Here is a 22,355-nt window from a genome sequence, read left to right as displayed (position 1 = left end):
ATTATCAAACGGGTTGTTTACGTGCTTCTATCTCTTCAACGATACGGACATACATCTTTTCGTTGAGATTGTAGAAACAGCCCATTGCCACGATGGTGATAACTGCCAGGGCACACGGATAAATAAAGATAAGCTGCCGCAAACCTTCGACCGTGCTCGCAGATTGCACCACGTTGGGGACGTAGCCGATTTGCGTCAGCATCCAGCCAGGGAAGAAGCCTGCCAGCGCCTGTGAAACTTTACGGAAGAAGGTGAAGCCAGTGTATACCGTGCCTTCAGAGCGTACGCCGGTACGCCATTCGCCATATTCCACCGTATCGGAGACCAGCGCCCAGTTCAGACTATTAACGAAGGCTGAGCCGAAGAACGCCAGACAAGAGAAGGCGACAAAGCTGACTGAGCCACCGCCAAAGAAGTAGTTAAGCAGATCGCCCGCGACCCAAATCAGCAGTCCGCCAATATAAACCTTCTTCTTACCAAAACGTCTGACCATCCCAGGCATCAGGAAGACGCCAATGAAGATACAGCCCATGCTGAAAAAACCCATCCAGGAAAGGAGGATCGGATCGTTCAGTACGTACTGGGTGTAATAGACCTGAATCGCCAGCTTGACGTTGAATGCGCCCAGCGTGCAAAGGTTGGCAATGCACAGAATAAATAGCGGGCGGTTACCGGCGATGGCGCGGAAGGATTGCAGCAATCCCGGTTTTTGCGCGGCATCCACGGGTTTCACTTCCACGTAGCGTTCTTTTACACCGGCATAGCACAACCACATGAATAACAGGCCAAACAGCGAAAACAACGTGGCTGCGAAAATATAAGCCAGCTGTGAATTGCCTTCGATCAGGTTCATTACCGGTACAAAGCCGACGGTGCACAGCAGCAGCCCGAGAGTTGCGCCTCCTTGTCGCCAGGCGGCCAGCGACGCGCGTTCGTCCGGGTTTTTCGTGATTGCAGGCACCATCGCGCCGTAAGAGCAGTTCATCATGCTGAAGAACAGCCCGTACAGCATAAACAGCACCGTTGCCATGACCGTTTTACCGGTGACTTCAAACGGTGTACCGACAAAGTTGGCAATCGCCAGCAAGGTAACCGGAAATGCGGCATAAAGGACGAATGGACGGAATTTTCCTTTCGGGCCGATTTTGCGGCGCGAATCGAGCATAATCCCGGTGCCCATATCGGTAAACGCGGTAAAAAACTTGGCGATAAGGAAAATGATACCGCCATAAGTTCCCGGTAAACCAAGGACATCAGTATAAAACTTGAGTAAATAGAGCGTACCAATGTCCAGCAGGATATTGGAGCCTAAATCGCCCATCCCATAGGCGAGTTTTTCTTTGAACGGCAAGCGTAGGGTTGCCGGATTAGAGGAAGTCTGACTCATTATTATTCTCCATGTGCCCGCGAGTTGCCCCGCGGGCGAGCCGTGTTAGATGTTGCGTAAAGTGGCAAACAGTGACGCCCATTCACTCTTCGCGCGATAAAACACCGGAGGCTGGCCAATAGGCGCATCCACGGTAATTTCACCCCCCTGGTAAGTTTCCCCGGTCCAGACGTTGATCCAGCTATCCTCTGGCAGATACAGCGTCCAGTCGCTGCGTCCCTGTTCGTGAACTGGCGCTACCAGCAAATCTTGTCCCAGCAGGTACTGATACTTCAGGGTGTAAGTACGCGCATCGTCTTCGTAATGCAGGAACAGCGGGCGCATCACCGGCAGACCGGTGGCGCTGTTTTGCGCGACGGCCTGTTTGAGATACGGCTTCAGGGTGGTGAAGACGGTGGTCATGCGGGCAAAGTGGGCAATGGTTTCTACATCGCCATCAAACTGCCAGTTATCGCCCGGGCGGTTACCTTCATGGGTGCGCATCATCGGGGTGAAGGCACTGAAATCACACCAGCGTAGCAACAGCTCTTTGCTGCGTTTCATGTCAAACAACGTGGTGTAACCACCGATATCGCTGTGGTGCAGACCGTGGCCGGTCATCGCCAGCGACAGCGCGGCAGGAACGACCGAGGCCAGACCATCGTCGAGGCTCCAGTCAACGTTCTGATCGCCCGCCCACATCATGGTGGAGTATTTCTGGCTGCCGGTGTAGCCCGCACGCATAAAAAACAGGATCTCGCCGAGCTTGCCGGTCTCCTGTAGCGCTTCGTAGTTACATTTCGCCCACAGTGCGGGCCACGCGTTATGCATAATTTCGGCGCTGACGCCGTTGTGCAGGTAAGTGTCGGTTGGCAGGTATTCGCCAAAGTCGGCCATCCAGCCGCCGCAGCCCAGCGCGATCATGTTCTTTTTGATCACTTCTTTGAACCAGCCGTAAGCTTCGGGGTTGGTCAGATCGACTACGCCGCCGTAAAACTCGCCGAACTCAACCAGATAGTCATCGCCAGAAGCATCTTTCGCCAGATAACCGTGTTTGGCTGCTTCAGCGCAGAGATCTTTGTCGCTGGCGACGTACGGGTTGATATAGGAGAGGAACTGCACGCCTTCTTCTTTCCACTGCTTAATACGACTGTCCAGTTGCGGGTAGTTGTCGCTGTTCCATTTCCAGTTCCACATCACGCGCTTACCAAAGGAGGTCATGCGGATCCCGGACCAGTCCTGTGCCCAGATGCCGTTAACTTTCACGCCAGCGTTACGCATGGTGTCCAGTTTGTTCTGGCAAATCTCAGTCCCGCCCTGAATGCCCAGCGTGACGCCGTCGTAAATCCAGTCCGGCAGCTCCGGCTGGCGGCCTAACAATGCGGTTAATTTCTCCAGCAGGGAGATGTAAGTGTCAGCGCACTCAAAGCGCAGGGTGGTTTTATCCTCCCACAAGGCCAGTTCGTGATACTCCGGCGCGCTGAAGTCGAAATTCATATAGCAGCTGTTATCAACGTGGCAATAATACTTCTGCGTACTGACAAAGGTTGGTTGTGGGAAGAAGGTCCAGTAGTAGTCACCGCCAGCATTTTCTTTGCAGTCGGCCTGCCAGGTGACATAGCTTTTTTTGTTGCGGCCCACGCCCTGTTCGCTGGTCCACAGTGGGAATGGCTTACCGCGCAAATCGAAATAAGAGAACTGTTCGCCGCAGCCGTAAATATGGTCGTCTGGGTTAGCGGCCAGACGCAGCCAGATACGGTTATGGCTGCGTTCCTCGTTATGAAGGTCGAGCTTCAAACGACCCTGTTCATCGGTAGAGATGTGCAGCGTGGCGTTGATAGTATTACCGCGGCTGAAATCTACCCGCCAGCCTTCAGGAGACTCGCTTACCGTGGCGTCGGTCAGGGCAATCTTCTCATTGAGCTTGTCTTTAATGCTGAAGTTACCGCGGAACATATCAATGTCGGCAACGCCAGCGCCAATCCACAGGCAAGGGGTCTCTGCGCTGTGACATAAGATCGGGCGCTGGTGGTACGTCAGTGTAAATCCATTTTGTAACGTCGTCAGTTCTAATGCGGTGGACCGTTGTTGTAGCGAATTCATTTTCGTCTCCGTAAAAATAGGGTATTTCGGTAATTTGTCGGAAATCTGTTATTCACTGCCGATTAAAAAATGCATTTGATGCGTTTCTCCGGGCGCGAGATGAATCAGGCTAATCCCGGAGTTAAAGGCGTCGGGCGGGCAGGTCATCGGTTCTACCGCCAGGCCGCGGCGTGCTAATTTTTCGCCGGTATACACCTGCAGCCAGGGCTGGTGGCTGCGTAAATACGTCGACATGTTTTGAGCGGGGCTGGTCATCCTGACCTCCCACCCAGCGTCAGGCTGCAAGCTCCTGAATGTATGATCGAGATTGGTTTGCGCGATTAAGCGCGGCGTTGTGAAATTGCGTTCATCACACATTTCTGCACTCATCGGGAGCGTTAATTCGCAGCTATCAATGGGTTGCAAATTGCAGGTCAGGTAGGGATGTGCTCCCGCGCCATACGGTGCAGTTTCATCGCCCACATTCTGGGTACGAATAAAAACGTGCAGTCCGCGGGGAGCATCCAGCCGGTAATTCACCTCTGAATACAGCGCAAAGGGATAACCATAAGAAGGCGGTAGAAAAATCGTCAGCGACACTTCCGTGTTCGACAGTTGGTTAATCTGCCAGTCGCGCCAGGCCAGTAATCCATGAATGGCGGTATGCGAAACAGGGTCGTTAACGGCAAGCTGATAGGTCTTGCCGTTATGTTGATAGCAGCCGTCTGCAACGCGGTTTGGCCAGGGAATTAACACTTTTCCCAAATGCGCCAGCGGCATCTCTTCCGGCTTATGTGGAATAACGACGTGACGCCCACGGTGCGTCAATTCTGCTAACCCAGCGCCAACCGTGACGATTTTCGCCTGGTAATGGCCAGCCTGAAGATGAAGGGTTTTTCCACCGCTATGCATGACTGCTCACCTCGTGACTTATTTGGCGTTGATATCCAGCAGACCGGCTGCCACCGCCGGAGCAAGACCCGGAGCCAGCGGCAAACGTGGGATCACGAGGCAGTGCAGCAGATGGTAAATATCCTGCTTACCGTCCCAGACTTTGGTAGTTACCTTGTTATCGGTATCCAGCTCCTGCCACCATGAACCGGTCTCGTAGTCCATCAGATACGTGATGCAGTAATCCCACCACTTCTGATACCAGGCTTCGTACTGGCTGTCGCCAGTGAGGGTGTAGAGGGCGTAAGCGGTGCCCATGGCCTCGACTATCGGCCAACGCACCCTTTCACGCACGATGGGTTTTCCGTCCCAGTCCACCGAGTAGACAAAGCCGTCTGCGCCGTCCGGCGCCCAGGCATCGCGGATAGTGGCGTGGAACAGACCCTTGGCATCTTCCAGCAACCAGGCGGGAGGCGTTTCAAAGCGGGCCTCCAGCGCGGCATGCAGATGCAACATCAGGCGGCCCCATTCGATCCAGTGGCCCGGCGTGCCGCCGTAGGCGCGGAAACGATGCGCTGGATTATCTTTGTTGTAATCGCGGATTGGGTTCCACTGTGAATCGAAGTGTTCGTTGACGCGATACTCACCCCTGCGAGCCACATCGTGAATAATTACCGATGCGATACGTAGCGCGCGATCAAGCCATTTGCGGTCATGGGTAACGTCATAAACGATCAGGAAGGCTTCAACCGCGTGCATGTTGGCGTTGCCGCCGCGGTAATCTTCCGTCTGGCTGAAGGCTTCGTCCCAGGACTCCAGACACATCTGCTCATCTTCGCTCCAGAAGTACTTCTCAATCACTTCGATAGCGTCATCCAGCAATTGTCTGGCCTGTGGATGCCCGGTAGTGACCGCGCTGGCTGCACCAAGCAAGACGAAGAAATGCTGATAGCCCTGTTTGGAGGCATCCATCACGCCTTCGTCATTTACGCAGGCGTACCAGCCTCCGTAACGTGTGTCGCGTAGCGCGCCATTCAGCGCTTTAATTCCGTGATCGACTAGCTGATATGCGCCGGGGCGACCCATGGATGCGGCAACGGAGTAAACGTGCAGCATGCGGGCGGTGATCCACAGATGTGTTCCCATATCCGCTCTGACCTGACCACTATTTCCCAGCCAGCCAAAACCGGTAGGAACAGCAGCATTTTTACCAAAGTTAAAGATGCGGTCAGTTTCCTGCTCCAGCCAGCGATTGTGGCTTAAGGTGTTAAACCATTTCATGTTTTGATCCTCGATTAACGGCGGGCCATCATTTCGTCGACGATATCGCCCAGACGCTGCAACTTAGGTGCGGAAACGTCGCGCAGCATCAGTTCGGTGTCCGGCAGGCCAATAACTGATGACCAGACAGCACGCCCGGCCAGGAAGCCGGATGCGCCAGCGGTCATCGCCACACTGACCGCGCGTGGGAACAGTTTTTCATCCACACCAGAGGAGAGGATGACCCACGGCATGTTGATGTTTTCATGCAGACGCTGAGAGGCGCTGAGCAATTCCTGTTGGGTCCCTTTGCCGTACAGCGGCATCTCGACCTTGTAGAGATCGGCACCGCTATCGCCCAGCTCTTTCGCGGCATCGATAATGGCTTGTTCGCGATCGAACTTATCGCCACGACGCGGTGGACGAACAACCGGCTCAATGATGCTCAGCAGACCATTGGAATGGCATAGCTCATTGAATTCTTTGACCATATCTAGACGCTGCTGGGCATCTTCATCACTACGCCACAGCACCAGCAGTTTGAGAGCCTTGGCGCCATCTTGCTTCACGGCCTGTGGATTAATTTTTTTATCAATCACCACGCTATCGACCGGAATGCCATTACCCGGAATAAAGTCATCAGCGGCAACAATCATGGCGCAGCTTTTGGCGACCGCGTTTTGCTCTACGACCTGGCGGTAGCAGAACTGCTGATCGACCAGAATGGCGGATGCATAGGGAGAAAGGATCTTCGCCGCATTGACTTTAAAGTCGGTCAGCACGCTGTCATTGATCGGGGATTTTGCACCCGCTGCGGCAAACATTAAGCGCATGGCTTCGCGCTGATCGACCGCCAGCATGGCAAAACCGCCGGAAGCGCGGGTGATATCTTTCAGGGTGTACTTCGTCATTGTTCAGTCCTTACTTATCTGTGTGTTTATTTAGCCCGGCGGATGCGCGAACCTGTTCAAGAATTGCGGTCCAGTCTTCCCGGCCACGGCCAGCGGCGCGTGCCTGGTTATAGACTTCGCGGGAGGCGGCGCCGAGCGGCATCGGCACATGCAGAAGGTTTGCGACATCCAGCGCGATGCCAAGATCTTTGTGAGCTAAATCGATCATGAAGGCGGGAGAAAGATCGCCTTTCAGCACTTTGTTCGGCCAGGAGGTTGTGAAATGGCCTTTTCCGGCAGGGGTGCCGCTCATTACCTTCAGAGCCACATCGAAGGAGAGACCGAGGGCTTCGCACAACACGGCTGCTTCGGCTGAGAGGGCGTTCAGCGCGATACTCATGTAATTGTTGATGAGCTTCACGCGGATCCCCATGCCGGGCCCCCCTGCGTTGATCAGCTCATTCCCCATCGCCATCAGCACCGGTGTGGCGCGTTCCACCTGTTCTGGCGTTCCGCCCGCCAGCAGCAGCAGCGTTCCCGCGATGGCGTGATCGGAGGTGCGTCCAACCGGGCAATCCATCATGCCAAAGCCTTTGGCACGCATATCGGTAATCAGTTTGTCGGTTTGCAGCGGGTGAATGGTGGACATATCAATCACCAACGCCTGGGGGGAGAGACTTTCGCAGATGCCCTGTTCGCCGAACAGTACGCTGCGCACCAGATCGCCGTTGGGGAGCATAGTGATGACAAATTCCGCCCCTTTTGCTGCCTGAGCCGGGCTGCTGGCAGGCTGTGCACCTTTTTCCACCAGGCGCTGAACGGCATCCGGGTTAACGTCAAAGACGCTGAGTTGATGGCCCTGCTTCAGCAAGTTGCTCGCCATGGGGGAACCCATCTGACCTAATCCGATAAATGCTATAACTGCCATAACGTTCTCCTGAGACGTGGATGTCATTTTTTGTCATTTAAGGTCGTTTGTTTTTGTCTGTTTTTGATCGTATTTGTAATTTATGGTCAAAAAATTGACAGCCGTCACTTTTTAAACATTTTGTGAAATTAAAATGATCCCATCTTGAAACGCCTAAGGAATGACCATGATTCGTATTGCTTGTGTAGGGATTGCCGTAATGGATCGCATCTATTACGTAGAGGGGTTACCGACTGAAGGGGGGAAATATGTGGCGAAGCGTTATACGGAAGTGGGCGGCGGGCCTGCGGCAACGGCCGCTGTGGCTGCAGCGAAACTGGGGGCGCAGGTGGATTTTATTGGCCGTGTGGGCGACGATGACACCGGAAATAGCCTGCTGGCGGAGCTGGAATCCCTGGGGGTGAATACCCGCTACACCCGACGCTACGTGGGGGCGCAATCCTCCCAATCGGCAATTCTGGTTGATGCACAAGGGGAACGAATTATCGTTAACTATCCCAGCCCAGATTTACTGCATGACGCTGACTGGCTCAATGAGATCGATTTTTCCCAGTGGGATGTGGTGTTGGCGGATGTTCGCTGGCACGAGGGGACTAAACAGGCGTTCACGCTGGCACGCCGGGCGGGAGTCATGACGGTACTGGATGGCGATGTAACGCCGCAGGATATCCGTGAGCTGGTGACGTTAAGCGATCATGCCGCGTTCTCTGAACCAGGTCTGGCGTGTATGACCGGGATAAACGATCCACTGGTAGGACTGAAAAAAGCAAAAACGCTCACAAATGGACATGTCTATGTGACAAGGGGCAGTGACGGTTGCGACTGGATAGAAAATAATACATTGCAGCATCAATCAGGTTTTACCGTTGACGTTGTTGACACCACCGGGGCCGGAGATGTTTTTCACGGTGCTCTCGCATTCAGTCTGGCCAACGGAAATACTCCGGAAGACGCTGTCAGGTTCGCCAGTGGTGTTGCGGCGCTTAAATGCACGCGCCCGGGAGGACGAGCCGGAATCCCTGACTGTGATCAAACCCGATCTTTTCTGTCACTTTTTGTATAAAATGCCAGGGCAATGGTTTTTCGAGGAAATTTCATGAGTCTTACCGAACTGACCGGTAATCCGCGACACGATCAGCTACTGATGCTGATTAGTGAGCGCGGTTATATGAATATTGATGAGCTGGCCAGCCTGCTGGATGTGTCCACGCAGACCGTGCGTCGAGATATTCGTAAACTCAGCGAGCAGGGATTAATTACGCGTCATCATGGTGGCGCGGGCAGAGCCTCCAGCGTGGTGAATACGGCGTTCGAGCAGCGTGAAGTCTCGTGGACGGAAGAGAAAAAGGCCATCGCCGAAGCGGTGGCCGACTACATTCCTGATGGGTCAACGGTGTTTATTACTATTGGCACCACCGTTGAGCAGGTGGCGCGGGCGCTGTTAAACCATAATCATTTGCGCATTATCACCAACAGCCTGCGGGTGGCACACATTCTGTATAACAATCCACGTTTTGAAGTTATGGTGCCAGGTGGAACGTTACGCCCGCATAACAGTGGCATTATCGGTCCTTCCGCCACGGCATTTGTCGCTGATTTTCGCGCTGATTACCTGGTAACCAGCGTGGGGGCGATCGAAAGCGATGGTGCGCTGCTGGAGTTTGATGTCAACGAGGCCAGCGTCGTGAAAACGATGATGGCCCATTCAAGGCATATTCTGCTGGCTGCGGATCATACGAAATACACGGCTTCTGCCGCGGTAGAGATTGGCAATGTGTCTCAGGTGACCGCGTTGTTTACCGATGAATACCCTGGTCCCGCATTGCATAATTTACTCCAGTCTCAGCAGGTGGAAATTGTGCAGGTGAGTCCGTCACAGGATGATGCTCAGGTCGGGTAATTCTCTCCAATGATGGCTCGATAAATTCGCAGCCATCATTCGCGCATAGTCAAACTTCTCCTTTCCCGCTACAGTTATTCATCCACGGCGAATAAGGAGAAGGGCATGCTCTATATCTTTGATTTGGGTAATGTGATTGTCGATATCGACTTCAATCGCGTGTTAGGCACATGGAGCGATCTGAGCCGTGTACCGCTAGCTTCGCTAAAGCAAAGTTTCAGTATGGGCGAGGCTTTTCACCAGCATGAGCGAGGTGAAATAACCGATGAAGCGTTTGCTGAGGCACTATGCCACGAGATGGCGCTGCCGCTAAGCTACGAGCAATTTTCCCACGGCTGGCAGGCGGTTTTTGTCGCCTTGCGCCCAGAGGTTATCGATATCATGCACAAACTGCGTGAGCAGGGGCATCGGGTAGTCGTCTTGTCGAATACCAACCGTCTGCACACAACGTTTTGGCCGGATGAATACCCCGAGATCCGTCAGGCTGCTGACCATATTTATCTTTCCCAGGATCTGGGCATGCGTAAACCGGAAGCGCGGATTTACCAGCATGTCCTGCAGGCTGAAGGTTTTTCTGCGCATGATGCGGTCTTTTTTGACGATAACACCGATAATATTGAAGGGGCTAACCGGTTAGGTATTACCAGTATCCAGGTCATCGATAAAGCGACCATTCCAGACTATTTCGCGAAGTTGTTATGCTAAAAAATGTTCAGCAACAAGCCAGGCATCATACGCGGCCCGTACGAGCCTGGCTGAAGCTGCTATGGCAGCGCATTGATGAGGACAATATGACGACGTTGGCAGGAAATCTTGCCTACGTTTCATTGCTTTCATTAGTACCGCTTATTGCCGTCGTTTTTGCGCTTTTCGCCGCATTTCCGATGTTTTCCGACGTCAGTATTCAGTTACGCCATTTTATTTTTGCGAACTTTATCCCGGCGACGGGAGACGTCATCCAACGTTATATCGAACAGTTTGTCGCCAACTCGAACAAAATGACCGCCGTCGGGGCATGTGGGCTGATTGTGACGGCGTTATTACTGATGTATTCCATTGATAACGCGCTGAATACTATCTGGCGTAGTAAGCGTACTCGGCCCAAAGTTTACTCTTTTGCCGTTTACTGGATGATTTTAACGCTGGGACCTCTACTGGCGGGGGCCAGCCTGGCGATCAGCTCTTATCTGTTGTCATTGCGCTGGGCCAGCGATCTCAACACGGTGATTGATAACATTCTGCGTATTTTCCCGCTGGTGCTTTCCTGGCTTTCATTCTGGCTGCTTTATAGCATCGTGCCGACCACGCGCGTCGCTAACCGGGATGCGGTTATTGGCGCCTTTGTAGCCGCCGTATTGTTCGAGGCCGGAAAGAAAGGATTTGCGCTCTACATCACGATGTTCCCGTCTTATCAGCTCATTTACGGTGTCCTTGCGGTGATCCCCATTTTATTTGTCTGGGTGTACTGGACGTGGTGTATCGTCTTGCTAGGCGCGGAAATAACTGTCACTCTCGGGGAATACCGCAAACTTAAACAAGCCGCAGAACAAGAAGAAGCAGAGCAATCATGATTGCATTAATTCAGCGCGTAACCCGTGCCAGCGTCACCGTGGAGGGCGAGGTGACGGGTGAAATTGGCCCAGGACTTTTGGTCCTGTTAGGTGTCGAAAGGGATGATGACGAACAAAAAGCGAACCGCCTGTGCGAACGCGTACTCGGTTATCGAATCTTTAGCGATGCCGAAGGCAAAATGAACCTGAATGTGCAGCAGTCAGGCGGCAGCGTGCTGGTGGTCTCGCAATTTACGTTGGCGGCAGATACTGAGCGCGGTATGCGCCCGGGCTTTTCAAAAGGCGCCGCGCCCGATCGGGCAGAAGCACTGTATGAGTACTTTGTTGAGCGTTGCCGCCAACAGGAAATGAATACGCAAACCGGTCGATTCGCTGCGGATATGCAGGTTTCGCTGGTTAATGATGGCCCCGTGACGTTCTGGTTACAAGTATGAACCAGCTACCGGTGTGGCCGCGGGCAACAAGAGAGAGTACAGCTATGTATCACCTTCGAGTACCGCAAACAGAAGAAGAGTTGGAGCGTTACTACCAGTTTCGCTGGGAGATGCTGCGTAAACCGTTGCACCAGCCAAAAGGCTCCGAACGGGATGCCTGGGACGCAATGGCGCATCACCAGATGGTGGTGGACGAAGAGGGGAATCTGGTCGCGGTAGGACGTCTGTATATCAATGCGGATAACGAAGCCTCTATACGCTTTATGGCCGTTGACCCTTCCGTGCAGGAGAAAGGACTGGGTACGCTGATGGCGATGACCCTGGAATCTGTAGCGCGTCAGGAAGGGGTAAAGCGCGTAACCTGTAGCGCCCGTGAAGATGCGGTCGAATTTTTCGCCAAACTGGGGTTTGTGAGCCAGGGAGAGATCACCACACCGCAAACCACGCCGGTGCGCCACTTTTTGATGATTAAGCCCATCGCTACACTGGACGATATTCTCCATCGCGGCGACTGGTGCGGACAGTTACAGCAAGCCTGGTACGAACATATTCCCTTGAGTGAGAAAATGGGCGTGCGTATTCAACAGTATACCGGGCAGAAATTTATTACGACGATGCCCGAGACGGGGAATCAGAATCCGCACCATACTCTGTTTGCCGGGAGCCTGTTTTCTCTGGCCACGTTAACGGGGTGGGGGCTGATCTGGCTGATGCTGCGTGAACGTCATCTGGGGGGAACCATTATCCTTGCTGATGCACATATCCGCTACAGCAGGCCGATCACCGGGAAGCCTACCGCCATCGCCGACCTGGGCTCGCTGAGTGGCGATCTCGACCGTCTGGCGAGAGGGCGTAAGGCGCGTGTGAAGATGCAGGTCGAGGTATTTGGCGATGACTCGCCAGGCGTCGTGTTTGAAGGTACGTATATTGTGCTACCCGCGAAACCGTTTGGCGCGTATGAAGAGGGCGGGAATGAGGAAGAGTAGCTCCTCTAGCTAAAATGTAATATTGGATTCATTTGCTGATGTAAAATGCGGATTATGAGAATGCCATAATCCGCATTTTGATAAAAAATCGCATGTTGTCGATGATTGTATTGACGGGTACCTTCCTTAATCTCAGAACGGTTGCGCTCCATCAAAGCGTTTTTCTCTAACAGTAAAAAAAGCTGTTCTATCTCAGTAGTGTATTTATCTGCCTGTTGATAACCGAATTTTATCCAGGTGTATTCATAGATAGATTCAAAGTCTTCGACTGCCTGATTAGAGAGTTTATACATTCAGACTGCGCTTTTTCCTTTGCGCGACCTCCTGTAGAGTCAGGTCGCTTGTGCCGCTGTGTATCCCATCCTCCAGCGCGTCGCGTAATGCGCTATTTCGCAATTCTTGTTCCTCCAGTAAACGTAATGCCGAACGGACAACTTCGCTGGTGGAACCATAGCGCCCACTTTCAATCATTTCGTTAACAAAACGATCGAGATGCTCGCCAATTGTAATGCTGGTAGTTCTGGGCATAGGTTTGTCCTCTGTGTTATCTATTCACACAAGATAGCACCCGTGGACGAAAATATGAACAAACTTACTGACCAAGCCGCCAGGCCACATCTCGCATGGCGCTTCGTGCCGCCTGGCTCACACCTGCGAGCTGGAAAAAGCCATGAATGACACCGAGATAGCGCTGGCAAGTGCATTCCACTCCCTGTTCCAGGAACCGTTGATACAGGGCCTCGCCTTCATCGCGCAGTGGGTCGAATTCGGCAGTAATGATGTGCGTGGGTGGCAGACCGGTGAAGTCTTCACGCCAGAGCGGACTGGCTTCAGGATGCAGTGGATCGGTTCGCGGCATATACATCTCGTAGCCTGAAAGCAGCGTGTCACGCGTGATAATGTAATCCTGCCCGTTACGGGCGTAGCTCTCAAATCTGGCGGTGGCGTCCAGCATGGGATAGATCAGCATCAGCTGTGCAGGTTGCCATTGACGGGCGGCTTTCAGGCGTAGCGCGGTGACCAGCGCCAGATGCCCGCCCGCGCTGTCACCGGCAAGCGTAATGTTCGCGCGGTCTATCCCCAGTTTATGGGCATATTTCCAGATAGTATTGGCTCCGGCTTCGGCATCGTTATGTGCTGCCGGGAAGGTGTGCTCTGGCGCAAGGCGGTACTGCACCGCAATTACGCGACAGCCGCTGTAAAAAGCTAACTGCCTTAGCTGGTTATCGTGAGTAGCAAAACCACCGCTGACAAAGCAGCCGCCGTGATAATAGATAATACAGGGTAGCTTTCCCATGGTGTCCCGTGGCGAAACCACGCGAAACGTCATGGCATCAAGTTCAATATCTTCAACCTGGACGCGGGTTTCTGTTTCCCCTGCCAGCATCGTACTGGCGATGTAGCCTGCTCTCCGGTCATCAATATTCTGCTCGCGAGAAGAGGGGCGCCCCACCGCGATAAATTCCTCCACTAACTGCGCAATCCCGCTTTCCAGTGTCATTTTTATTCCCTTTTCTGTATGAATATACAGTGTTATAGCCTGGTTTGGTACGAATGGAAATGGAAAAATTGGGCTGCGTACGATTCTGGAAAGCGGCTCGCAAAAATAGAAATCGTTCGCGTAATAACTATTTTCTCGTCAGTCTCAGGTGTATGTTGTTTGAAAAATAAGCGCGAATGATATACTGGAGGTATATGTGAGTATGATGGCTGGGATGGATATGGGCAGAATTTTACTCGATTTATCAGACGACGTGATTAAACGGCTTGACGATCTCAAGGTGCAACGCAACCTACCTCGTGCAGAACTCTTGCGGGAGGCCGTTGAGCAGTATCTGGAAAGACAGGATCGGGCTGAAACCACAATTTCGAAAGCATTGGGGCTCTGGCAAGGCTGTGAGGAAGATGGTGTTGAATACCAACGTAAACTTCGTGAGGAATGGTAATGGTCAAAGGGGCTGCGCTTTTTGATACCAATATCCTCATCGACCTGTTTAGCGGGCGAAGTGAAGCAAAACTGGCGATAGAAACATGGCCGCCACAGAACGCAATCAGTCTCATTACATGGATGGAGGTGATGGTAGGCGCAAAAAAATACCATCAGGAGGCCCGTACTCGCATTGCGCTAGGCGCTTTTAACATTATTGGTGTTTCACAGGATATTGCTGAGCGAAGCGTGAATATCAGGCAAGAATACGGGATGAAATTGCCGGATGCCATTATCCTGGCTACTGCGCAGATTCATCATCTGACACTGGTTACGCGTAATACCAAAGATTTTGCAAGCATATCCGGTGTGGTCACACCGTATACGTTATAGTCCGGGCGGCCAGCGTCGCCCGGCAGTACTGGGGTTTTACTCCCCTTCACCCGGGAATAAGAACGGGTTGATGGAGCTGCGGGCAAAGCCTTCTTGCTCCATGTGTGCATCCAACATCAGGGAAGCGAGGTCGTCGGCCACGGCCTCGACTTTCGGGTCTTTTTCCTGGTAGAGAATCTTCAGGTAAGTCCCGCAGTCGCCGCAGCTTTCCGCTTTAATTGCCGCCTGCTCGTTATCCAGCGACCAGTAGTTCAAATCGCGGCTCTGTTCGCAGTTGCTGCACTTCACGCGCACCACGTGCCATTCGGTTTCGCACAGGTTGCAGTGCAAATAACGTAGTCCCTGCGTTGTGCCGATTTGCACCACGCTGGAGACCGGCATCGAACCGCATACCGGACAGAACTGGCGTTGTTCGCCGTACTCAGCGCGCGCTTTGCCGGGGATCAGGCTTGCCATCTGTGCCCAGTAGAGCGACAGCGCAGCCCAAATAAACGGGGCTTTGTCGCTGCTGACGGAGGTAAAATCTGAGGCAAATAGCGCGCTGGCCATCAGCTCCAGTTCCTGCTCAGAGGCTTTTTCCAGATTCTCGATTACGGCCAGTGCAGGGCCGCTCATCTCCGGCTTCAGCTCAGCAATTAGCGATTGCAGCAGTTTTTGCCAATGTTTGTCGCGTGGCAGGACGTGGATATCCAGCGGCGGCTTGCCCTGATCGTTCGCTTCTTTGATACGAGCGGTCAGATCCATCTGCAGCGGATGATCGTACAGCACCACTTCTTGTGCGTGGGCGATCAGCGCGGCAAAGCGCAGATAATCGCCCAGCGGGTTGTTTTCGGCCAGCTCGCGCAGACGTTCAGCACGGCGGTTATACAAATTTTTGAGTCTGGGGAACAATAACGGCGGAATCATATCCGCCGTGCGTTTCTCGCTCGAACCCAGCTCATCTTGCGGGATTATGCGAATACTCATTCAGATGATTTTTCCTGTTTCTGGCGGACTTCACGGTACCAGCGCGGATGATGTTTCTTCGCCCACGATTTAGTAACCCATCCCTCCACCATCGCGGTAATGGTGCCTTTCACCCAAAGGGCGGCGTAAATGTGCACCATGATAACCACAATTAACGCTACTGCGGCAAATGAATGCAGCATTAACGCGAATCGGATCACCGGGATTGAGAAAGCAGGCGCAAAATACGGACGCCAGATGATCACTCCGCTCACCAGTAACAGCACCAGGAAGATAATCGCCGCCCAGAATACGCATTTCTGGCCGAAGTTATAACGTCCCGTGTCACCTACTTCCTCGTTGACGACAATCTTACGAATATTCTTCGCCCAAAAGATATCATCCCGATTGATTAGATTGTGGTGCCAGTAACGGAAAAACATGATGATAAACGAGGCAAACATGATCACGCCGACAAACGGGTGCACAATTCGCGCCAGTTGCGGCGTGCCCATGATGTGCATCAGCCAGTTAAAAGACGGGAAGAGAAAACCCATCCCGCTCACTGCCGCCAGAATAAAGCAGAAGGCGGTTACCCAGTGGTTGATGCGTTCCGGCGCCGTGTAGCGCACGATGGTGTCACGTCTTTTCATTTGCGCACCTCGTCTTTCTCTTCATGCAGATTGTCTTCTTCCTCTTCCGCACGGTTTGGACCCACACCGACGTAGTGGAAGATACTGGCCGCAAACGTCGCTGCGAAGCCGACCGCTGCCAACGGTTTCCAGATGCCTTTCCAGAACTTCACGGTGGCGCTGATTTCCGGGTTCTCCGGCAGACCGTGGTACAGATTCGGCTTGTCGGCATGGTGCAATACGTACATCACATGCGTACCGCCAACGCCTGCCGGATCGTACAGGCCCGCGTTTTCGTAGCCACGCGTTTTCAGTTCCGCCACGCGCTCACCGGCCAGCGTTTTCATCGACTCTTTGGTGCCGAAATGAATCGCCCCGGTTGGGCAAGTTTTCACGCAGGCCGGTTCTTGCCCGACCACCACACGGTCGACGCACAGCGTACATTTGTAGACGCGGTTGTCTTCCGGGTTGAGGCGCGGCACATCGAACGGACAGCCAGCAATGCAGTAGCCGCAGCCGATGCACTGCTCGGACTGGAAGTCGACGATGCCGTTGGCATACTGAATGATTGCGCCTTCAGCCGGGCATGCCTTCAGGCAGCCTGGATCGGCGCAGTGCATACAGCCATCCTTGCGGATCAGCCACTCAAGTTTGTCGTTCTGTTCCACTTCCGAGAAGCGCATCACCGTCCAGGATTTGGCGGTCAAATCAGCCGGGTTATCGTACACCCCAACGTTGTTGCCCACTTCATCACGGATGTCGTTCCACTCGGAACACGCAACCTGACAGGCTTTACAGCCGATGCAGGTCGTGACGTCGATAAGTTTCGCCACCTCTTCCTGGTGATCCCGCGCCTGAGGCGCGGGGGTGAAACCGTTAGTGGCGGATCGACGAATGATGTCTTGCGATTGATAAGCCATAGGTCGTCTCCGTTACACCTTTTCCACGTTCACGAGGAAGGACTTAAATTCCGGCGTCTGCGTGTTCGCATCACCGACGAATGGCGTTAACGTGTTAGCGATAAAGCCTTTTTTCGCCACACCTTCGTAGCCCCAGTGAATCGGAATACCGATGGTATCGATATCCTTACCGTTGGCCTGTAGCGTACGAATACGTTTGGTCACCACTGCTTTGGCCTTGATGTAGCCGCGGTTAGAGGAAACTTTAACGGTATCGCCATGGGAGATGCCGAGCTTATTCGCCAGCTTCTCGCCAATTTCCACAAACTGCTCCGGCTGGGCGATGGCGTTCAGCAACGCATGCTTGGTCCAGTAGTGGAAGTGCTCGGTCAGACGATAGGTTGTACCGACATACGGGAACTTATCCGCTTTACCCAGCGCTTCCGCGTCACCTTTAAAGATACGCGCGGCAGGGTTAGAGATAACGTTCGGGTGCAGCGGGTTAGTGCCGAGCGGCGTTTCAAACGGCTCGTAGTGTTCCGGGAATGGTCCTTCCGCCATCTTATCAATAGCAAACAGGCGTCCCATCCCTTCCGGCTGCATGATGAACGGCCCAACGTCAGTACCCGGTGCGGCGGCGCTATAGTCTGGAATATCCATCCCGCTCCATTTCGCGCCATCCCATTTCAGGATCTGACGTTTTGGATCCCACGGATTCCCCTGCGGGTCTGCGGAAGCACGGTTATAAAGAATGCGGCGGTTAAGCGGCCATGCCCAGGCCCAACCCAGCGTATTGCCAAGGCCCGACGGGTCGGCGTTATCGCGTCGCGCCATCATATTACCTTCCGGCGTCCAGCTACCGGCAAAAATCCAGCAGCCGCTGGAGGTCGTGCCGTCATCACGCAGTTGGGCGAACGAGCTGAGCTGTTGGCCTTTCTTGACGATTACCGCGCCGGTTGCCGGGTCGATAATATCAGCCAGCGCTTTCCCGTTGCTCTCCATCGCCACTTCTTCCGAAGCCGGTTCATGCGGTGTGGAGTAGTTCCAGGTCATGCTCAGCACCTGTTCCGGGTTCGCGCCACCTTGTTCGGCATACATCTTGCGCAGACGCAGGAAGATACCGGCGAGGATTTCGCCATCGGTTGCGGCAATCCCTGGGGCATCCGCGCCTTTCCAGTGCCACTGCAGCCAGCGACCAGAGTTGACGATCGAACCGTTCTCTTCGGCAAAGCAGGTGGACGGCAGACGGAATACTTCGGTCTGGATTTTCGACGGATCAACATCGTTCGACTCACCATGGTTCTGCCAGAAGGTGGAGGTTTCCGTGTTGAGCGGGTCGATAGTGATCAGATACTTCAGTTTGGACAGTGAAGCCACGACCTTGTTTTTGTTCGGGAATGAGGCGACCGGGTTAAAGCCCTGGCAGATATAGCCATTCACTTTGCCCTGGTTCATCATCTCGAAGTACTGCAGGACGTCGTACCCTTTATCCCACTTCGGCAGCCAGTCGAAGCCCCAGCTGTTTTCCGCTGTCGCTTTATCGCCAAAGAAGGCTTTCATCATCGAAACGAAGAATTTCGGGTAATTGCCCCAATAGTTTACCTGGCCTTCCAGCAGCGGTTTTGGCGTGTTGGCGGCAAGGTAGGTTTGCAGGTCGGTCTGTTTTTCGCTTGGCAGCGTCAGATAACCCGGCAGACTCTGTGACAGCAGACCAAGATCGGTCAGTCCCTGAATGTTGGAGTGACCACGCAGGGCGTTAACGCCGCCGCCGGCCATGCCCATATTGCCGAGGAGCAACTGGATCATCGCCATCGTACGGATGTTTTGCGCACCCACGGAGTGTTGCGTCCAGCCCAGCGCGTACAGGAACGATGCGGTTTTGTCTTTGGCGCTGGTTTCTGCAATGTATTCACAGACCTTCAGGAAATCGGCCTTCGGCGTACCGCAGATATTCTCTACGACCTCCGGCGTATAGCGGGAGACGTGCTGTTTGAGCAGGTTCCATACACAGCGCGGATGTTGCAGAGTCACATCGCGTTTGGCGAAGCCGTTTTCATCCAGCTCATAGTTCCAACTGGTTTTGTCATACTTGCGTTTGTTCGCGTCGTAGCCGGTAAACAGGCCATCTTCGAAGCCATAATCCTCACGCACGATCAGGCTGGCGTTGGTATAGGCCTCGGTATATTCGCGGTTGAATTTTTCGTTATTCAGCAGGTACAGCATGACGCCTGACAGGAAGGCAATGTCAGTACCGGAACGAATGGGGGCATAGAAATCAGCCACCGCTGCGGTGCGCGTAAAGCGAGGGTCAATGACAATCAGCTTGGCGCCGTTGTGAATTTTCGCTTCCATCGCCCAGCGGAACCCGACCGGGTGAGCTTCAGCGGCGTTACCGCCCATCACCACAACGAGGTTGGCGTTTTTAATGTCGACCCAGTGGTTGGTCATCGCACCGCGACCAAATGTTGGAGCAAGACTTGCTACCGTTGGTCCGTGTCAGACACGCGCCTGGTTGTCGACCGCGAGCATACCCAGCGCGCGGGAGAATTTTTGCGTCAAATAGCCGGTTTCGTTACTGGAAGCGGATGCACACAGCATCCCGGTGGAAAGCCAGCGGTTAACGGTTACGCCTTCGGCGTTTTGTGCAACGTAGTTAGCGTCGCGGTCTTCTTTCATCAGCTTAGCGATGCGGTCGAATGCCTCATCCCAGCTAATTTGCTGCCACTTATCTGAGCCTGGTGCGCGGTATTCCGGGAATTTCAAACGGCTTTCAGAGTGGATGAAGTCCACAAGACCTGCGCCTTTCGGGCACAGCGCGCCGCGGTTCACCGGGTGATCCGGGTCCCCTTCAATATGGAAGATGGATGCTTTGGCGTTTTTTGCTCCGTCACCGAGGCTGTACATTAACAGCCCACAGCCAACGGAACAGTAGGTGCAGGTGTTACGGGTTTCGCGGGTGCGCAGCAGTTTATATTGCCGTGTTTCCGCGAGCGCTACACTGGGTGCAAAGCCCAGTGCCGCTGCCGTGGTGCCTGCCATACCGCCAGCGCAGATCTTAAAGAACTGCCTTCTGCTGACCTGCATGGTTTGCTCCTTGTTTCGACATTGTCACGTTCCCTTCGCATTTCTGCCATGCCAACGCGTGGGAAGTGGTTGTTATTTTTCTTTGCGGACGGGACCGCAAAGGTCCAGAATTGGGTGAATTTCCCTCCGTCCAGGAGGGATTTGTAAAGAATACCACAATGTTGGTATGCGTGTTCCAATATGGTTAAAAGAAAGTGAATAAGATTATTCAAGAAAACATTAAGAATGTGACATCTCCGACAGGATCGCGCCAATTGACGCTCTGGAAGCGCGAGGATTTGCAACATCCTCAGCCTGATGAAGTCGCTGAAGAAGTGCCTGTTGCGCTGGTCTATAACGGAATTTCACATGTGGTGATGATGGCGTCACCGAAAGATCTTGAGCATTTCGCGATGGGTTTTTCACTTTCTGAAGGCATTATTGAGTCCCCGCAAGATATTTACGGGATGGACGTGGTTCCTTCCTGCAACGGATTAGAGGTTCAGATTGAGCTATCCAGCCGCCGTTTTATGGGGTTGAAGGAGCGTCGTCGCGCACTGGCTGGTCGCACCGGTTGTGGCGTTTGCGGCGTGGAGCAGCTCAATGACATCGGCAAACCGGTCCAGCCTCTGGCATTTACCCAGACTTTTGATCTGGCGCTCCTCGATAACGCCTTAAGGCATCTCCATGATTACCAGCCCGTGGGGCAACTGACCGGCTGCACGCACGCGGCGGCATGGGTACAGCTTTCAGGTCATCTGGCAGGTGGACATGAAGACGTTGGGCGTCATGTCGCGCTGGATAAACTGCTGGGGCGTCGGGCGCTCGAAGGGGAAACCTGGCAACAGGGCGCGGTATTAGTTTCCAGCCGCGCCAGCTACGAGATGGTGCAGAAGTCGGCAATGTGCGGCGTGGAGATTTTGTTTGCCGTTTCTGCGGCGACAACGCTCGCGGTGGAAGTTGCCGAACGCTGTAACCTGACGCTGGTGGGTTTTTGCAAACCAGGCAGGGCGACAATCTATACGCATCCGGAGCGTCTGATCGCGAAGTGACGCCACCAGGCGGCCAGGATACTGCCTGAAAATGCCAGTTCCATTATTACGGCAACGGGCGAGCCGACAATCACATTGTTCAGTAGCCAACACAGACTGCCGCACAATGTGTATCCGCGTAGTTTCCCACTGCGTTTTTGAAACGACGCAAAGGTCATCAGCAGGCTTCCCATCAGCGGCAAAATGCTCGACAGATTTTGCCAAAGATAAACGCTACACAGCAGCGACCCCAGCATAAATCCCCACATAGCCCAGCGGTGAAATGTGACGATGGCCGTCGCGTAGCGGCATGCGGCGATGACCATTAACCCAGCCGCAGCATCTTTATCCAAAAGATAGAAATGGATAGCGAGCAGGGAAGTGGAGGTGGTGAGCAGAGATAAGGTGATGGCCCGGCGTTGAAAATGAAAAGCGGAAATATCCAGCAAGAAGCTGATACCGGCCAGAATCTGAGAGAGAAGAAATGCGTTCATAATGTGCGCCAACCGTTGCAGAGTGGCGGGACAATACTCGACGCATTCACATAAGGCGTTAGCTTTTGTTAAGACGCTGGCGAATACGAGACAGGCTAACGGGATTAATACCGATATAGTTGGCGAGATCGCGCTGAGTGAGCTGCGACTCCCAGTCCGGGAAGTGTGTTTGTACATACCGGTAGCGCTGCTCTGGGGTATTGAGCAGCAGCATTTGCTCTTTTTTCTCTTTGTAGATCAATTGCTGAATCAGTAGCTGGGTCTTAATATCCTGATTTTCCGGCGCATCCAGCAAAGCCAAAGAAATTTCACTGGTTTCTCCTGCGGTAATCATTTGCAGACTGTAATCAGCAGGCGTTTTGGTCAGCCAGTTCAGGTACAGAAAGCAGTACTCCCCGGCAAAGTAGAACTCTTTAACCCGTTCTGAGCCATGTGGAGAGTGGTAAACCGCGCGAGCAACGCCTTGATGCAGAACGTATATCTTGTTTTGAGGCTCACCCTGGCGATGCAACCAGGCACCCGCAGGTTGTCGCTTTTTTCGATGGCCTGGCAACAATGTTTGCTTGCGTTCAATTGACATTTTATTACTCAAATAATTTGAATAAGACAGGCAAATCCTTCCGCTTTTAGTTGTGTGATGAGATGGCTATTATTTATCACATC

24 protein-coding genes are annotated in these 22,355 nt (G+C 53.4%); 9 read left to right on the top strand and 15 right to left on the bottom strand.

Annotated elements, in window-relative coordinates; genetic code table 11:
- Positions 1-4: 4 nt before the first annotated feature.
- The 6 genes from FDX09_RS09360 to yihU are packed head-to-tail and all read right to left on the bottom strand — an operon-like array spanning position 5 to position 7,417.
- Positions 5-1,387 carry an MFS transporter gene (locus FDX09_RS09360; protein WP_085049703.1) on the bottom strand — a complete coding sequence of 461 codons (1,383 nt, stop codon included), beginning with the start codon at positions 1,385-1,387 and terminating at the stop codon, positions 5-7.
- A gap of 45 nt (positions 1,388-1,432) precedes the next feature.
- Positions 1,433-3,469 (bottom strand): alpha-glucosidase, encoded by a 2,037-nt coding sequence (locus FDX09_RS09355; protein ID WP_137347105.1) that lies wholly within the window; start codon positions 3,467-3,469, stop codon positions 1,433-1,435.
- Between the two features lie 48 nt (positions 3,470-3,517).
- Positions 3,518-4,360 (bottom strand): aldose-1-epimerase, encoded by an 843-nt coding sequence (locus FDX09_RS09350; RefSeq protein WP_137347104.1) that lies wholly within the window; start codon positions 4,358-4,360, stop codon positions 3,518-3,520.
- Positions 4,361-4,378: 18 nt separating this feature from the next.
- Positions 4,379-5,620, bottom strand: coding sequence for a sulfoquinovose isomerase (gene yihS / locus FDX09_RS09345; RefSeq protein WP_137347103.1), 1,242 nt, complete (start codon positions 5,618-5,620; stop codon positions 4,379-4,381).
- A gap of 14 nt (positions 5,621-5,634) precedes the next feature.
- Positions 5,635-6,510, bottom strand: coding sequence for a sulfofructosephosphate aldolase (gene yihT / locus FDX09_RS09340; RefSeq protein ID WP_038635868.1), 876 nt, complete (start codon positions 6,508-6,510; stop codon positions 5,635-5,637).
- Between the two features lie 10 nt (positions 6,511-6,520).
- Positions 6,521-7,417 (bottom strand): sulfolactaldehyde 3-reductase, encoded by an 897-nt coding sequence (gene yihU, locus FDX09_RS09335; protein ID WP_087856643.1) that lies wholly within the window; start codon positions 7,415-7,417, stop codon positions 6,521-6,523.
- Between the two features lie 166 nt (positions 7,418-7,583).
- Here yihU and FDX09_RS09330 point away from each other — a divergent pair, with 166 nt between their 5' ends.
- The 6 genes from FDX09_RS09330 to fabY all read left to right on the top strand — a co-directional run bounded on the left by FDX09_RS09330 (position 7,584) and on the right by fabY (position 12,308).
- The gene (locus tag FDX09_RS09330) at positions 7,584-8,480 is read left to right on the top strand and encodes a sugar kinase (protein ID WP_137347102.1); all 897 of its coding nucleotides are present in this window, start codon (positions 7,584-7,586) and stop codon (positions 8,478-8,480) included.
- A 33-nt stretch (positions 8,481-8,513) separates the two neighbouring features.
- Positions 8,514-9,317, top strand: coding sequence for a DeoR/GlpR family DNA-binding transcription regulator (locus FDX09_RS09325; RefSeq protein WP_038635877.1), 804 nt, complete (start codon positions 8,514-8,516; stop codon positions 9,315-9,317).
- 105 nt (positions 9,318-9,422) lie between these two features.
- Entirely contained in the window at positions 9,423-10,022 is a 600-nt protein-coding gene (gene yihX, locus FDX09_RS09320) for a glucose-1-phosphatase (RefSeq protein ID WP_137347101.1), read from the top strand.
- A complete protein-coding gene (locus FDX09_RS09315; RefSeq protein WP_137347100.1) occupies positions 10,016-10,888 on the top strand; it encodes a virulence factor BrkB family protein in 873 nt (290 codons plus the stop codon). The genes yihX and FDX09_RS09315 overlap by 7 nt, the downstream gene beginning before the upstream one ends.
- Positions 10,885-11,322, top strand: coding sequence for a D-aminoacyl-tRNA deacylase (gene dtd / locus FDX09_RS09310; protein ID WP_003825289.1), 438 nt, complete (start codon positions 10,885-10,887; stop codon positions 11,320-11,322). Before FDX09_RS09315 ends, dtd begins: the two co-directional genes overlap by 4 nt.
- A gap of 44 nt (positions 11,323-11,366) precedes the next feature.
- Positions 11,367-12,308 carry a fatty acid biosynthesis protein FabY gene (gene fabY / locus FDX09_RS09305; RefSeq protein WP_032940213.1) on the top strand — a complete coding sequence of 314 codons (942 nt, stop codon included), beginning with the start codon at positions 11,367-11,369 and terminating at the stop codon, positions 12,306-12,308.
- Between the two features lie 5 nt (positions 12,309-12,313).
- Here the strand turns inward: fabY and FDX09_RS09300 are convergent, their stop codons facing one another.
- From FDX09_RS09300 to FDX09_RS09290, 3 genes are all read right to left on the bottom strand, one after another.
- Positions 12,314-12,601, bottom strand: coding sequence for a type II toxin-antitoxin system RelE/ParE family toxin (locus FDX09_RS09300; protein ID WP_137347099.1), 288 nt, complete (start codon positions 12,599-12,601; stop codon positions 12,314-12,316).
- Complete coding sequence (locus tag FDX09_RS09295) at positions 12,594-12,836, bottom strand: type II toxin-antitoxin system ParD family antitoxin (RefSeq protein ID WP_069324888.1); 243 nt, start codon at positions 12,834-12,836, stop codon at positions 12,594-12,596. Before FDX09_RS09295 ends, FDX09_RS09300 begins: the two co-directional genes overlap by 8 nt.
- Positions 12,837-12,900: 64 nt before the next feature.
- Positions 12,901-13,809 (bottom strand): alpha/beta hydrolase, encoded by a 909-nt coding sequence (locus FDX09_RS09290; protein ID WP_137347098.1) that lies wholly within the window; start codon positions 13,807-13,809, stop codon positions 12,901-12,903.
- Between the two features lie 202 nt (positions 13,810-14,011).
- Between FDX09_RS09290 and FDX09_RS09285 the strand changes: the two genes are divergently transcribed.
- Entirely contained in the window at positions 14,012-14,254 is a 243-nt protein-coding gene (locus tag FDX09_RS09285) for a CopG family transcriptional regulator (RefSeq protein WP_001523745.1), read from the top strand.
- Positions 14,254-14,628, top strand: coding sequence for a type II toxin-antitoxin system VapC family toxin (locus tag FDX09_RS09280; RefSeq protein WP_085049711.1), 375 nt, complete (start codon positions 14,254-14,256; stop codon positions 14,626-14,628). Before FDX09_RS09285 ends, FDX09_RS09280 begins: the two co-directional genes overlap by 1 nt.
- A gap of 36 nt (positions 14,629-14,664) precedes the next feature.
- Here the strand turns inward: FDX09_RS09280 and fdhE are convergent, their stop codons facing one another.
- The 4 genes from fdhE to fdnG are packed head-to-tail and all read right to left on the bottom strand — an operon-like array spanning position 14,665 to position 20,188.
- Positions 14,665-15,594 (bottom strand): formate dehydrogenase accessory protein FdhE, encoded by a 930-nt coding sequence (fdhE, locus tag FDX09_RS09275; RefSeq protein WP_137347097.1) that lies wholly within the window; start codon positions 15,592-15,594, stop codon positions 14,665-14,667.
- On the bottom strand, positions 15,591-16,226 hold the full coding sequence (gene fdoI, locus FDX09_RS09270) for a formate dehydrogenase cytochrome b556 subunit (protein ID WP_038635897.1): 636 nt from the start codon (positions 16,224-16,226) through the stop codon (positions 15,591-15,593). The genes fdhE and fdoI overlap by 4 nt, the downstream gene beginning before the upstream one ends.
- On the bottom strand, positions 16,223-17,125 hold the full coding sequence (gene fdoH / locus FDX09_RS09265) for a formate dehydrogenase O subunit beta (protein WP_003028691.1): 903 nt from the start codon (positions 17,123-17,125) through the stop codon (positions 16,223-16,225). The genes fdoI and fdoH overlap by 4 nt, the downstream gene beginning before the upstream one ends.
- A gap of 12 nt (positions 17,126-17,137) precedes the next feature.
- Complete coding sequence (fdnG, locus tag FDX09_RS09260) at positions 17,138-20,188, bottom strand: formate dehydrogenase-N subunit alpha (protein ID WP_137347096.1); 3,051 nt, start codon at positions 20,186-20,188, stop codon at positions 17,138-17,140.
- Between the two features lie 194 nt (positions 20,189-20,382).
- On the opposite strand from fdnG, the gene fdhD reads away from it, so the two are divergent.
- Positions 20,383-21,219, top strand: coding sequence for a formate dehydrogenase accessory sulfurtransferase FdhD (gene fdhD, locus FDX09_RS09255; RefSeq protein ID WP_085049712.1), 837 nt, complete (start codon positions 20,383-20,385; stop codon positions 21,217-21,219).
- On the opposite strand, the gene FDX09_RS09250 is transcribed toward fdhD, so the two are convergent.
- Complete coding sequence (locus tag FDX09_RS09250) at positions 21,186-21,692, bottom strand: YgjV family protein (RefSeq protein WP_137347095.1); 507 nt, start codon at positions 21,690-21,692, stop codon at positions 21,186-21,188. The genes fdhD and FDX09_RS09250 overlap by 34 nt on opposite strands.
- Before the next feature lie 58 nt (positions 21,693-21,750).
- Entirely contained in the window at positions 21,751-22,272 is a 522-nt protein-coding gene (locus FDX09_RS09245; protein ID WP_137347094.1) for a Crp/Fnr family transcriptional regulator, read from the bottom strand.
- Positions 22,273-22,355 lie beyond the last annotated feature (83 nt).

Origin of the sequence: Citrobacter sp. wls717, from assembly GCF_005280955.1 — a bacterium.
In the GTDB taxonomy this organism is placed as follows: Bacteria; Pseudomonadota; Gammaproteobacteria; order Enterobacterales; family Enterobacteriaceae; genus Citrobacter; species Citrobacter werkmanii.
The sequence above is the reverse complement of the archived record's forward strand: the minus strand, read 5'-3'. Positions and strand labels throughout refer to the sequence as shown.